This is a genomic window from Variovorax sp. HJSM1_2 (genome assembly GCF_049316285.1).
GTDB lineage: Bacteria > Pseudomonadota > Gammaproteobacteria > Burkholderiales > Burkholderiaceae_C > Rhodoferax_B.
In genome coordinates this window covers 1-12171 of sequence record NZ_JBMOXA010000030.1, presented here as the reverse complement: position 1 = coordinate 12171, position 12171 = coordinate 1, and the positions used below count along the sequence as shown (strand labels likewise).

Sequence of the window (12171 nt, the reverse complement as noted above, 5' to 3'; positions counted from 1 at the left end):
CTTCGGTCTATGAAAATCATCGTCTTGGGCGCCGGCATCATTGGCATCAGCACCGCCTGGCATCTGCTCGAACGGGGCCACGAAGTCACCGTGGTCGACCGCCAGGGCGATGCCGCACTGGAAACCAGCTTTGCCAACGCCGCGCAGATCTCCGTCAGCTACTGCGAACCCTGGGCCAACCGCGACGCGCCGGGCAAACTCCTGAAGTGGATGTTCCGCAACGACGCACCGCTGTTGTTCCGTCCGCAACTCGACTGGCAGCAATGGCGTTGGGGGCTGCAATTTCTGAGCCAATGCAACGGCACGGCCTTTGAACGCAACGTGCAGCAGATCGTGGCACTCGGCAGTTACAGCCACCAGGCGCTGAAAGACGTGGTGCGCCAGACCGGCATCAGCTACAACCGGCTGGAGCGCGGCATCGCCCATTACTACACCGAGCAAAAGGCTTTTGACGCCGCCGGCGACGCCGCCGCCCTGATGCGCAAATTCGGTGTGGCGCGTGAGGTGGTGAGCCGCGACGAGCTGCTGCGCATAGAGCCAGCCTTCAAACCCTTTGGCCAGCGCATCGTCGGTGGCACGTTCACCGCCAGCGACGAAAGCGGCGATGCCCGGGTCTTCACCCAAGCGCTGGCCCAGCGCTGCAGCGCGCGTGGTGCCGAGTTTTTGTACCACCACGACGTGGTGCGGCTCAACCGCGCGCAAAATGCTATTGAATCCGTAGCTGTGCGCGCCAATGCAGCAAGCGCTGGGGGCACATTTGATTCACAAGTCAAAACCCTCAAGGCCGATGCCGTGGTGGTGGCCTGCGGCTCGTACTCCGCGCCGCTGCTGCGCAGTGTGGGCGTGGATTTGCCCATCTACCCCGGCAAGGGTTATAGCGCCACCTTCAAACTGCTGCGCCCCGAACTGGCGCCCATGGTGTCAACCATAGACGACGAAGTGAAATGCGCCATGAGCCGCCTGGGCGACCAGTTGCGCGTGGCCGGCACGATTGAACTCGGCGGTTTTGACCTGTCGCTGAATACCCCCCTGGCCCAGGCACGCTGCCGCCTTTTGGCCGAGCGTATCGAGGCCGTGTTGCCCGGCGTGTGCGACACCCGCAGCGAGGCCGAAGGCGGCCAGCCACGCTTCTGGACCGGGCTGCGCCCCGCCACCCCGACCAACGTACCCTATATAGGACGCACCAAGGTCGGCAAGTTGTGGGTCAACGCCGGCCATGGCACGCTGGGCTGGACCCATGGCGCGGGTTCGGGCAAGGCCATGGCGGCGCTGCTCAGCGGTGAACTACCGGCGATGCCGTTCAACTTTTACGGCTTCGAACGCGCCCGGCACGCCATGCGGCCGATCACCGCTTAGGCACTCTCAAGGCGGTGCGCCTCGCGCAGGCAGGCCTGAAACGCCAGCGTGACGCGCGACGGCTCGGGTGAGCGCCGCACAATGCTCAAGAACCGGCAGTCGTAGCGAAACAGCGCCGGGCGCACGGCGCGCATCAGCCCGGCTTGCACAAAACCTGCGGCGTAATGCTCGGGCAGAAAACCCAGGTAGCGGCCGGACAAGATCAGCGTGGCAATCGACTCCTGGTCAAAACCCGTGGCCGTGCGCTGCAGGTGCACCTGGCGGCTGATTTCCATGTTGGGCGAGTGGTAGCCCAGGCCGGCAAACGCGTGCGCGCGAATGTGCGTCCACTCCAGCGTTGCGTGATCCGCCGCAAACAGGGGATGTGTGGCACCGCAATACAAGTGCATGGTTTCGCCAAACAGGTCGTCGTAGCTCAGGCTGTCCGAGTTGCGGTGGCCCGGCACCACACCGATCTGGAAGCGTCCATCCATCACACCCCGCTCGATGGCGTTGATAGGCGCCACGTGTAAGTTCAGCGCCACCTCGGGCGCCAGTAGCCCAAAACGCGCAATCGCTTCGCCCAGCCGTGCTTCGGGGTTGCTTGCGGTTTTGTCGAACACCGCAATGTGTAATTGCCCGCCCATGCGCTGGTGGATTTCGTCCACGCGGTGGCGAAAAGCATCGGCCCCGGCCAGCAGGCGCAGGGTTTCGTCGTAGATCTGCTGGCCTTCGGGTGTGACCGCAAAACCGGCCCGGCCGCGCCGGCACAGCGTCAGGCCCAGCCGGGTTTCCAGGTCTTTGACGTGGCGGCTCACGGTGCTGATGCCGATGTTCAACTCCAGCTCGGCCGCCGCCATGCCGCCACATTCCACCACCACCTTGAACACGCGCAGCAGGCGCAGATCCATGTCGCTCAACTGGCCCAGCAAGGTATTCAAATCTGCACCCTCATTACTTTCATAAACCCGCAACTAAACAGTGATGATTATCTATAGATAAGAGTATTGCGCCCCATCAAAATCCTTCGATTGACTCTTAACCCCGACACAACACCACCCGCAGGAGCCCTCATGGACATGACCGACGCCAACCGCCTCGCAGCCCCGCGCACCGACGCCGCCTGGCTCGACGCCCACTGGATGCCCTACACCGGCAACCGCGACTTCAAAGCCAACCCGCGCTTGATCGTCGGCGCCAAGGGCGTCTACTACACCGACGCCGATGGCCGGCAAATTCTGGACGGACTCTCCGGCCTGTGGTGCTGCGGCCTGGGCCACGGCCGCACCGAGTTGGTGGAAGCCGTCACGCGCCAGATGGCCACACTCGACTACTCGCCCGCGTTCCAGTTCGGCCACCCGCTGTCGTTCGAGCTGGCCAACAAGCTGAAGGAACTCACTCCTGACGGCCTCGACCACGTGTTCTTCACCGGCTCGGGCTCTGAAGCCGCCGACACCTCTTTGAAGATGGCCCGTGCCTACTGGCGCGCCAAGGGCCAGGCCAGCAAAACTTTGCTGATCGGCCGCGAAAAGGGTTACCACGGCGTCAACTTTGGCGGCATCTCGGTCGGTGGCATCGCCGCCAACCGCAAGGTGTTTGGCCAAGGTGTTGCGGCCGATCACCTGCCACACACACAGTTGGCCAAAAACGCGTTCTCGCGCGGCATGCCGGCCCAGGGCGCCGAACTGGCCGACGAGTTGCTCAACCTCATCACACTGCACGACGCTTCGAACATTGCCGCCGTGATCGTCGAGCCGTTTGCGGGCTCGGCCGGTGTGGTGATTCCACCCCAGGGCTACCTGCAACGCCTGCGCGAGATCTGCACGGCGCACAACATCCTGCTGATTTTTGACGAAGTGATCACCGGCTTTGGCCGCGCGGGTGCCATGACCGGAGCCGAGGCGTTTGGTGTCACGCCCGACATCATGAACGTGGCCAAACAAATCACCAACGGCGCACAACCCATGGGTGCGGTGCTGGTGAAGAAGGACATCTACGACACCTTCATCAACCAGGGTGGCCCCGACTACATGCTGGAGTTTCCGCACGGCTACACCTACTCGGCCCACCCCGTGGCCTGCGCCGTGGGCCTGGCCGCGCTGGACATTCTGGTGCGCGAAAACATGGTCGACAAAGTGCGCGCCATCGCGCCGCATTTTGAAAACGCCGTGCACAGCCTCAAAGGTGCGAAACACGTCACCGACATCCGCAACTTCGGCCTGGCCGCCGGCATCACCATCGCCGCCTTGCCCGGCGAACCCGCACGCCGCCCCTACGAGATTGCCATGGCGATGTGGAAGAAGGGCTTCTACGTGCGCTACGGTGGCGACACCATCCAATTGGCGCCGCCGTTCATCATCGAGCGCGGCCAGATTGATAGTTTGATCAACGCGCTCGGTGAGACTCTGAACGAAACAAACTAAAGCACACCTCCAGTCGTCGCGCACCACGCCGACATCGGTGTATTGCGCGTGGCTGGAGAATCTTTGCCGCGCGCTGGCAAGCGCTGGTGCCCGGGTGGCCCCTACGGTAGCCTGAATCTGCACACCCTGCAGGGCTTATGCGCCTCGTACAGAATCGGGGCATCTCATCAGCTAGGCACCCATCCACATGTCTCGTCGCGTCCTGTTTCTCGTCGCCTCCACCCGTGAAAGCGGCCATCTGGGCAATACCGAATGGCTGGCCCAGCAGGCCGCCGCGGCCCTGCCGTCCAACACCCCCACCACCTGGCACCACCTGGCGCAGATGCAGTTGCCCGCGTTTGTCGACCTGCGCCACACCACCGGCAGCTACGCGCCGCCAACCGCCGACCTGAAAACCCTGTTGGATGCCACGCTGGCCGCCACCGACATCGTGCTCGTGGCCCCCGTCTACTGGTACAGCCTGCCCGCACACATCAAAACCTACATCGACCACTGGAGCGGCTGGATGCGTGTGCCGGGCCTGGACTTCAAGGCGCAGATGGCGCAAAAGACCCTGCGCCTGATCACCACCAGCGGCGACCGTGCCAAGGCCCAGCCGATGATGGACTCGGTCAAACTGTGCGCGCAGTTTTTGGGGATGACCGATGGCGGTGTGTTGTGGGGCAAGGGCGGGCCGCCCAGGGCGGTCGAGGCCGATACCCAGGCCGTGGCCCAGGCCGCAACATTTTTGCTAGCGTCTTCCGCAAGCCAGTAAAGCGCCAGCGGCCGATTGCATTCACCAGAACTGCCCCCGGAGAAACACCCCATGTCGACAACTCAAGAAGCCCCGGAACTGGTCATAGACATCGTCTCCGATGTGGTCTGCCCCTGGTGCTATATCGGCAAACGCAAGCTAGAAGCCGCACTGGCCTTGCCTGAGGCCGCTGCCCTGCCCCAGCCGGTGCTGCGCTGGCACCCGTTCCAGCTCAACCCCGACATGCCGCTCGAAGGCATTGCGCGCCAGCAATATCTGGAAGACAAGTTTGGTGGCCCGGAACGCGCCGCCACCATTTACGCGCGGGTCAAAGCCGCCGGCCAAGCTGTCGGGCTGCAACTGAACATCGACACCATCAAGCAGCAGCCCAACACCCTGGCCGCCCACACCCTGCTGGCCTACGCCCAGCAAAACGGCCGCGACGGCACCGACATCAAGGAACGCCTGCTGCGCGCCTACTTCACCGAGAACCGCAACATCGGCGATCTCGATGTGCTGGCCGCAATTGCCGATGAAGGCGGGCTGGACGGCCACGCGGTGCGCCACTTCCTGGGCACCCTGGAAGCCCGTGCCGCCGTGGCCGAAGGCGACCAGCGGGCGCGCGAGATGGGCATCAACGGTGTGCCGTTTTTTATCTTCAACCACAAGGTGGCGCTGTCGGGCGCACAAGACCCGGCGCAGCTGCTGCAGGCGATGCAGCAGGCATTGCTGCCCACAGCCACCGCCTGAGCGCTAAGCCAACTTAGCATCTGCAGACTGCGCAAGGGCTAGACCCGATGCGCCGCGCCTCGCGGTGCGCCTAGAATTCGACTGCCTAAATGCAAGTGAAAGCCGGCTGTCGCCCTGGCGGCCGGCGCATCTGCACACATCCGAGACATCACCATCATGCTGAAGAAAATCCTGTCGCTGGCCATCGTGGCCGCCGCCGTGGCGACACCCGCCGTGTCGTTCGCGCAAAGCTACCCCGCCAAGCCCATCCGTTTGATCGTGCCCTTCCCACCCGGCGGCGGCACCGACATCTTGTCGCGCCTGGTGGCCGCCAAACTCACCGAATCCACCAAGTGGACCGTGGTGGCCGACAACCGCGCCGGTGCCGGCGGCACCATTGGCATCACCGAAGCCACGCGCGCCGCGCCCACCGGCTACGACCTGGTGATGGGCCAGAAAGACAACCTGGTGGTTGGCCCCTGGCTGTACAAAAACCTGCCCTGGGATCCCACCAAGGACCTGACCGCCATCGCCCACGTGGCCTACACACCCATCGTCATTGCCACCAGCGCCAACTCGCGCTTCAAAACGCTGGAAGACGTGGTCAAGGCGGCCAAGGCTGCGCCCGACACCATCACCTACGGCTCGCCGGGCAGCGGCACCACCATCCACCTGGCGGGCGACCTGTTTGAAAAGGCCGCCGGCATCAAGATCCGCCACGTGCCCTACAAAGGTTCCAACCCGGCCATGATAGACGCGCTGTCGGGTAACATCGACCTGCTGGTGTCGTCCGTGCCTTCGGCCATCACACAGATCAAGTCCGGCAAGATGCGCGCACTGGCCGTGACCTCGGCCAAGCGCAGCAGCTCGTTCCCCGACGTGCCCACCGTGGCCGAATCGGGCTACAAGGGTTTTGACGTGAGCACCTGGTACGGCATCTTCGCGCCCGCCAACACGCCCAAAGACGTGGTGACCACGGTCAACGCCGAAGTCAACAAGCTGTTGGCCACCAACGAAATGAAGGACGCCATTCACGCCCAGGGCGCCGAACCACAAAGCATGACGCCCGAGCAGTTCTCCAGCTTGCTGAAGACCGACTACGAAAAGTGGAAGGGCATCGTGCAGGCTTCCGGGGCCACGGTCGAGTAAAAATGTTAGGCCCTTCGGGGCCTTTTTACTGCGCGGTGCGCGTATGAATGCCTTCGAGCCGACGATAGATCCAACCTGATAGTCCTATGCCTATTCAACACGCTATTTGGCAAGTTGGCCAGTCACCGATTCAAGTGCCGCTTGCGCGTCTTGCCAGCGAACGGCTGCTAGAGGAGATGATCGTCCGGGAGCCGCGGATCCTGTCTAGCGAATGGATGCTGATTGGCAAACAGGAAATCACTAGCCATGGTGGCCGGATCGACCTTTTGGCTATCGCGCCAGACGGCGCACTTGTATTAATCGAATTGAAACGGGATCGCACACCACGAGATATCGTGGCGCAGGCATTGGACTACGCCTCCTGGGTCGCGGAATTGACGCCTGACCGTATTGTTCAGATCTACAACCGCTTCTCCAATGGTCAAAGTTTAGAAACAGACTTTCAACGCCGCTTTGGCACAGAGCTGGATGAGGAAACACTCAACCATTCACACCAGATCATCATCGTGGCGTCCGAACTGGATGCATCGACCGAACGCATCGTGGGATACCTGAATGCCCGCGACATAGCCATCAATGTCGTGTTCTTCCAAGTGTTTGAAAACGCCGGTCAGCAACTTCTCAGTCGGGCCTGGATGATCGACCCGGGAGAGACCCAAGCAAATGCTGCAACTGCCCCTCAAAGTAAGGGCGAAAGAGCGCCTTGGAACGGTGAGTTTTATGTCTCTTTTGGCGACACCTCCAGCCGCAGCTGGGAGGATGCGAGACAGTATGGCTTTGTCAGCGGCGGCGGAGGTAGCTGGTACAGCCAAACCCTAAAGTTGCTGTCTCCGGGGGATCGCATCTGGGTCAAGATCCCCAAAAAAGGTTTTGTTGGCGTAGGCGAGGTTTCGGAGTCGGTCCAATCAGCGAAAGACTTTAAGGTCGAAACGCTGAAGGGAGAGCAGTTAGCCATAGATGTTCTTCAACACGGTAGCCTGTACCGTCAAACAGCGAACGACCCCGAACAGGCGGAGTATTTTGTGCGCGTGAAATGGCTGGATACGGTTGATGTCGCCCACGCATTCCACGAGGTCGGACTGTTCGGCAATCAGAATACGGTCTGTCAACCAACTACGCCTAAGTGGACACACACCGTCGAACGGCTGAAGTCCGTTTTCCGAAACTGGAAAGCTATGGCATAGCCGGATGAAGTACTGCCACTGACACGTATAGACGGGCTCACTCTCCGCGCGCCAGCCGCTCGCTCTTCCAATACACATCGTCCCCGCCGTCCATGCGGTTCAGCACCCGCGCCAGCACAAACAGCAGATCGCTCAGGCGGTTGAGGTAATGGCGTGGCGAGGGATTGAGGCTTTCTTCCTGCTCCAGCGCCACCACGGCACGTTCGGCACGCCGCGCCACGGTGCGGCAGACATGGGCCTGGCTGGCGGCACGGCTGCCGGCGGGCAAGATGAACTCCTGCAGGCGTGGCAACTGGGCGTTGTGGGTGGCCAGCGCCTCGTCCAGCGCCAGCACGGCTTCGGGTTTGAGCAGTTCATAACCCGGCACCGACAACTCGCCGCCCAGGTTGAACAACTGGTGCTGAATTTCGACCAGTAACGGGCGCACATCTTCCGGCAGCGGCTCACACAGCAGCAGGCCGAGGTGGGAATTGAGCTCGTCCACGTCGCCCATGGCGTGCACACGCAAGTGGTTTTTCGAGACGCGGCTGTTGTCGCCCAGGCCGGTGGTGCCGTTGTCTCCGGTGCGGGTGGCGATTTGCGTGAGGCGTTGGCCCATGGGGGGTTCCTTTGTGCAACAAATGGGTGAGAACGGAGCCAATAGGCCGTATTAAGTCGTTAATTCTTTGTGTGTTAGTTACACAAAGACAGCAAATGTATGAGCCGCAACAGCAGGCAAGAGTGCTCGCTTTGTGCGGCACGCTGGGGTGGAATGGCCGAATGTTTCACTTATCCGCAAGAGTAATATGACCGAAAAGCGAAAAAACCTCGCCTCTGTAAGCGCCACTGCCAGCAAAACGGCGAAACAAGCGACGGTATACCTCACCAATTTTGAAGTCAGCAGTGTGGCCCTGCTCGCCACGTTGGTGCTCGGTGGTGCGGCCACCCTGCATCTGCGTGCGCGGGCTGACGAGGCAAGCTCCGCCAAACCCAACACGCCTTATGTACAAGTGTCGGGCATCAGCAGCCGCAGTGCTACGCTGGCATTTCAGCGTGCCGATAACAACCGCGACGGCAAACTCAGCCGCGAAGAGGCCGAACGCCTGCCCGCCGTGGCCGAGGTGTTCCAAGAAAACGACCGCAACAAAGACGGGTATTTGCAGCCAGAAGAGTTTGAACAGGCGATTCGGCAATAGGCCTGGGCAGCGCCGCTCAGAGGCGGCAAACCACAGGTGGAATGCCGCGGCGGCATGAAGAAATTTCACAGCGCCCATGTCTGCCCTGCCAACACCGATGCGCTCACATTGGTTCACAATGGCGGTCTACAGGAGACCCCATGAACGCCCCCAGCCACCCCTCGCACCTGCAACCCCAAGTCCAAGCCCGTGACGTGCCCCCGGCATTGATAGACGCGCTGAAACAGCGCTTTGCCGAGCGTTGCTCGACGGCGATGGCGGTGCGCGAACAGCATGGGCGCGATGAGTCTTCGTTCACCATGCCGCCGCCCTCGGCGGTGGTGTTTGCCGAGAGCACACAGGATGTGGCCGACGTGGTGCGGCTGGCCAGTGAATACGCGGTGCCGGTGATCCCGTTTGGCGCGGGTTCGTCGCTGGAAGGCCATCTGCTGGCGGTGCAAGGTGGCATCAGCCTGGACGTGAGCCGCATGAACAAGGTGCTCTCGGTCAATGCCGACGACTTGACCGTGACCGTGCAGCCCGGCGTGTTGCGCAAGCAGCTCAACGACGAGATCAAGAGCACCGGCCTGTTTTTCCCCATAGACCCCGGCGCCGACGCGTCCATCGGCGGCATGTGTGCCACACGCGCCAGCGGCACCAACGCCGTGCGTTACGGCACCATGCGCGAAAACGTGCTGGCGCTGGAAGTGGTGACGGCCAGCGGCGAAGTCATACGCACCGGCACACGCGCCAAAAAGTCCAGCGCGGGTTACGACCTCACACGCCTGATGGTCGGCAGCGAAGGCACGCTGGGTGTGATCACCGAGATCACGCTGCGCATCTACCCGTTGCCCGAAGCCATTTCGGCGGCGATCTGCTCCTTCCCCAGCATTGAAGCTGCGGTGCGCACCACCATCCAGGTGATACAGCTGGGCGTGCCGATTGCGCGTGTGGAGCTGATAGACGTGAACACTGTGCGCATGGTCAACGCCTACGCCAAGCTGGGTTTGCGCGAAGAGCCCATGCTGTTGATGGAGTTCCACGGCTCGCCCACGGGCGTGAAGGAACAGGCCGAGCTGGTGCAGGAGATTGCCTCTGAGTTCGGCGGCAATGCCTTTGAATGGGCCAGCACCCCCGAAGAGCGCACGCGCCTGTGGACGGCGCGGCACAACTCCTACTTCGCCGCCGTGCAATCACGCCCCGGCTGCAAAGCCATTTCCACCGACACCTGCGTGCCGATCTCGCGCCTGGCCGACTGCCTGCTGGATTCGGTGGCCGAGGCCGATGCCTCGGGCATTCCGTACTTCCTGGTCGGCCACGTGGGCGACGGTAACTTCCACTTCGGCTACCTGCTGGACCCTAACATTCCCGAAGAACGGGTGACGGCCGAGAAGCTCAACCACGACCTGGTGGCGCGTGCGCTGAGCCTGGGCGGCACCTGCACCGGCGAACACGGTGTAGGCCTGCACAAAATGGGTTTCCTGGTGGACGAAACTGGCGACGGCGCGGTGGACATGATGCGCACCATCAAACGCGCGCTGGACCCCAAGAACATTCTGAACCCCGGCAAGATCTTCTCGCTGTAACCGGCTCGCAGAGCGCTCCTGAAAAAGGAGCTTCTCACGCATGCCCAGTATGCGTGAACTGCCAATTCAACGCTTGAAAAGCCGACCTCAAAGGGTCGGCTTTTTGTGGTCCGGCTTACCTAGGCGCGAGCACCGACACCGTGAGACGCGAGGCACATACCATCTGCCCCGCTTCGTTCACGATGTCGATTTGCCAGACCTGTGTGGTGCGCCCCAGGTGCACCGGGCGGGCGGTGCCGGTGACCCAGCCGCTGCTGGCGCCGCGCAAGTGGTTGGCGTTGATGTCCAGGCCCACGGCGCGGTGGCCGTCGGGCACGGAATAGGCGGCGCCGCAAGAACCCAGTGTTTCTGCCAGGACAACCGACACGCCGCCATGCAGCAGACCATAAGGTTGCACGGTTCGTGCATCCACCGGTGCACGCGCGCGGATGAAATCGTCACCCACTTCAACGAACTCCATACCCAAATGGCTGATGGCCGTGTTCTTGCTTAGTTGGGTCAAGATTTCCACGGAGATGGGTTGTTTCCAGATCGACATTTTTGCGGCTTCCTTTTTGCGTGGACACCACTATAGGACGACTCGTCGAACATCTCTGTCACCCCTGCATTCCTACTTCGCAGAGCCCCATTTGAAAACCATCAACACCTACCAAGAAGCCATCTTCGAGCCTATGCTGGAACGCATGCTTGCGCCTGAAAACCTGCACCGCGAGCCCCAGCTGAGCCTGTTTCAAAAAGTGCTGTTGACCACCGATGGTTCGGTCACCGAGTTGCTGCGTTTGTACGCGGGCGGCCCGATTCGCGCGAGCAAGCTTTTCCAGACCGTGGGCACCGGGCCGCTGGCAGACGCATCGGGTCTGCTGGAAGCGCTGGATGCACCAGCGGGCGCCTCGTTGTTGCAGCGCGAAATCATGCTGATACATGGCACCACACCGCTGGTGTTTGCCGCGTCCACCTTTGTGCTGGCCCGGCTGTCGCCCGCCATACGCGCGGGCCTGGTCGATACCGAAGTGCCGATTGGCCTGCTGTGGCGTCAGGAACGGGCCGAGATGTACCGCGAGATTGTCGACCTGCGGCTGGAGCGCTTTGCTGCCGTGGCGGCGCACTTTGGCCTGGCGGCCGATACCCTGCTGCTGTCGCGCAGCTACACCCTGCGCCAGAGCGGGCGGGTGATGGGGATGATCACCGAGAAGTTCCCCATCACCGGATTTCGCTAAGCCTGCAGCATCAAGACGACTTTTTGAGATTGAGCAACTGGTACAGCAGCACCGCACCAAAAGTGGCGGTACCGATGCCGCCGAGGGCAAACTCACCAAACTTCAAGGTGAAGTCGCCCGTGCCCAGGATCAGCGTGATGGCGGCCACGATGAGGTTTTTGTTGTCGGCAAAGTTGACCCGGTTTTCCACCCAGATGCGTGCGCCGGCCACGGCAATCAAGCCAAACACCACAATGCTCACACCCCCCATCACCGGCAGCGGAATGGCCGCGATGATGGCGCCGAACTTGGGCGAAAAACCCAGCACCAGCGCCAGCAAGGCCGCCACCAGAAAGATCGCGGTGGAGTAGATCTTGGTTGCGGCCATCACGCCTATGTTCTCGGCATAAGTGGTCACCCCCGTACCGCCCACGCTGCCCGAGACCATGGTGGCCACACCGTCACCCATGAAGGCGCGGCCCATGTAGCGGTCCAGGTCTTTGCCGGTCATGGCCGTCACGGCCTTGATGTGGCCCAGGTTCTCGGCCACCAGGATGATGGCCACCGGGGCCATCAGCAGCATGGCGTTGCCGGTGAACACCGGGCTGGTGAACTGCGGCAGGCCAAACCAGGCGGCGTTGGCCACACCGCTCAGGTCCAGCGGCTTGCCCAGACCCAGGCC

At 62.1% G+C, this 12171-nt stretch carries 13 protein-coding genes; 9 read left to right on the top strand and 4 right to left on the bottom strand.

Annotated features, from left to right (window positions below; genetic code table 11):
- The first annotated feature begins 9 nt into the window (after positions 1 to 9).
- Positions 10 to 1356, top strand: coding sequence for a D-amino acid dehydrogenase (locus ACFQ95_RS22345; protein WP_422834603.1), 1347 nt, complete (start codon positions 10 to 12; stop codon positions 1354 to 1356).
- Here the strand turns inward: ACFQ95_RS22345 and ACFQ95_RS22340 are convergent.
- Positions 1353 to 2246 carry a LysR family transcriptional regulator gene (locus tag ACFQ95_RS22340; RefSeq protein WP_422834678.1) on the bottom strand — a complete coding sequence of 298 codons (894 nt, stop codon included), beginning with the start codon at positions 2244 to 2246 and terminating at the stop codon, positions 1353 to 1355. The genes ACFQ95_RS22345 and ACFQ95_RS22340 overlap by 4 nt on opposite strands.
- A 162-nt stretch (positions 2247 to 2408) precedes the next feature.
- On the opposite strand from ACFQ95_RS22340, the gene ACFQ95_RS22335 reads away from it, so the two are divergent.
- From ACFQ95_RS22335 to ACFQ95_RS22315, 5 genes are all read left to right on the top strand, one after another.
- A complete protein-coding gene (locus ACFQ95_RS22335) occupies positions 2409 to 3758 on the top strand; it encodes an aspartate aminotransferase family protein (RefSeq protein ID WP_422834601.1) in 1350 nt (449 codons plus the stop codon).
- A gap of 187 nt (positions 3759 to 3945) precedes the next feature.
- Complete coding sequence (locus ACFQ95_RS22330) at positions 3946 to 4512, top strand: NAD(P)H-dependent oxidoreductase (RefSeq protein WP_422834599.1); 567 nt, start codon at positions 3946 to 3948, stop codon at positions 4510 to 4512.
- Between the two features lie 51 nt (positions 4513 to 4563).
- Complete coding sequence (locus ACFQ95_RS22325; protein WP_422834597.1) at positions 4564 to 5241, top strand: DsbA family oxidoreductase; 678 nt, start codon at positions 4564 to 4566, stop codon at positions 5239 to 5241.
- A 156-nt stretch (positions 5242 to 5397) separates the two neighbouring features.
- The gene (locus tag ACFQ95_RS22320; protein ID WP_422834595.1) at positions 5398 to 6369 is read left to right on the top strand and encodes a Bug family tripartite tricarboxylate transporter substrate binding protein; all 972 of its coding nucleotides are present in this window, start codon (positions 5398 to 5400) and stop codon (positions 6367 to 6369) included.
- A gap of 86 nt (positions 6370 to 6455) precedes the next feature.
- Positions 6456 to 7553: a hypothetical protein gene (locus ACFQ95_RS22315; RefSeq protein ID WP_422834593.1), complete on the top strand. Its 1098-nt coding sequence runs from the start codon at positions 6456 to 6458 to the stop codon at positions 7551 to 7553.
- A gap of 37 nt (positions 7554 to 7590) precedes the next feature.
- Here the strand turns inward: ACFQ95_RS22315 and ACFQ95_RS22310 are convergent, their stop codons facing one another.
- Positions 7591 to 8151, bottom strand: a complete 561-nt coding sequence (locus ACFQ95_RS22310; RefSeq protein WP_422834591.1) for a cob(I)yrinic acid a,c-diamide adenosyltransferase — start codon at positions 8149 to 8151, stop codon at positions 7591 to 7593.
- Positions 8152 to 8338: 187 nt separating this feature from the next.
- On the opposite strand from ACFQ95_RS22310, the gene ACFQ95_RS22305 reads away from it, so the two are divergent.
- Positions 8339 to 8728, top strand: coding sequence for a hypothetical protein (locus ACFQ95_RS22305; protein ID WP_422834589.1), 390 nt, complete (start codon positions 8339 to 8341; stop codon positions 8726 to 8728).
- 140 nt (positions 8729 to 8868) lie between these two features.
- On the top strand, positions 8869 to 10293 hold the full coding sequence (locus ACFQ95_RS22300) for an FAD-binding oxidoreductase (RefSeq protein WP_422834587.1): 1425 nt from the start codon (positions 8869 to 8871) through the stop codon (positions 10291 to 10293).
- Positions 10294 to 10408: 115 nt separating this feature from the next.
- On the opposite strand, the gene ACFQ95_RS22295 is transcribed toward ACFQ95_RS22300, so the two are convergent.
- Positions 10409 to 10831, bottom strand: a complete 423-nt coding sequence (locus ACFQ95_RS22295) for a hotdog fold thioesterase (RefSeq protein WP_422834585.1) — start codon at positions 10829 to 10831, stop codon at positions 10409 to 10411.
- Positions 10832 to 10922: 91 nt separating this feature from the next.
- Between ACFQ95_RS22295 and ACFQ95_RS22290 the strand changes: the two genes are divergently transcribed.
- Positions 10923 to 11510, top strand: coding sequence for a chorismate--pyruvate lyase family protein (locus ACFQ95_RS22290; protein WP_422834583.1), 588 nt, complete (start codon positions 10923 to 10925; stop codon positions 11508 to 11510).
- 10 nt (positions 11511 to 11520) lie between these two features.
- Here ACFQ95_RS22290 and ACFQ95_RS22285 read toward each other — a convergent pair.
- A partial coding sequence (locus tag ACFQ95_RS22285) for a solute carrier family 23 protein (RefSeq protein ID WP_422834581.1) occupies positions 11521 to 12171 on the bottom strand: 651 nt, incomplete at its 5' end.

Coding starts and splice junctions, on each gene's coding strand:
- ACFQ95_RS22325 (WP_422834597.1), top strand. CDS start 4,564: ATGTCGACAACTCAAGAAGCCCCGGAACTGGTCATAGACATCGTCTCC.
- ACFQ95_RS22330 (WP_422834599.1), top strand. CDS start 3,946: ATGTCTCGTCGCGTCCTGTTTCTCGTCGCCTCCACCCGTGAAAGCGGC.
- ACFQ95_RS22300 (WP_422834587.1), top strand. CDS start 8,869: ATGAACGCCCCCAGCCACCCCTCGCACCTGCAACCCCAAGTCCAAGCC.
- ACFQ95_RS22295 (WP_422834585.1), bottom strand. CDS start 10,831: ATGTCGATCTGGAAACAACCCATCTCCGTGGAAATCTTGACCCAACTA.
- ACFQ95_RS22310 (WP_422834591.1), bottom strand. CDS start 8,151: ATGGGCCAACGCCTCACGCAAATCGCCACCCGCACCGGAGACAACGGC.
- ACFQ95_RS22315 (WP_422834593.1), top strand. CDS start 6,456: ATGCCTATTCAACACGCTATTTGGCAAGTTGGCCAGTCACCGATTCAA.
- ACFQ95_RS22345 (WP_422834603.1), top strand. CDS start 10: ATGAAAATCATCGTCTTGGGCGCCGGCATCATTGGCATCAGCACCGCC.
- ACFQ95_RS22335 (WP_422834601.1), top strand. CDS start 2,409: ATGGACATGACCGACGCCAACCGCCTCGCAGCCCCGCGCACCGACGCC.
- ACFQ95_RS22340 (WP_422834678.1), bottom strand. CDS start 2,246: ATGGATCTGCGCCTGCTGCGCGTGTTCAAGGTGGTGGTGGAATGTGGC.
- ACFQ95_RS22320 (WP_422834595.1), top strand. CDS start 5,398: ATGCTGAAGAAAATCCTGTCGCTGGCCATCGTGGCCGCCGCCGTGGCG.
- ACFQ95_RS22305 (WP_422834589.1), top strand. CDS start 8,339: ATGACCGAAAAGCGAAAAAACCTCGCCTCTGTAAGCGCCACTGCCAGC.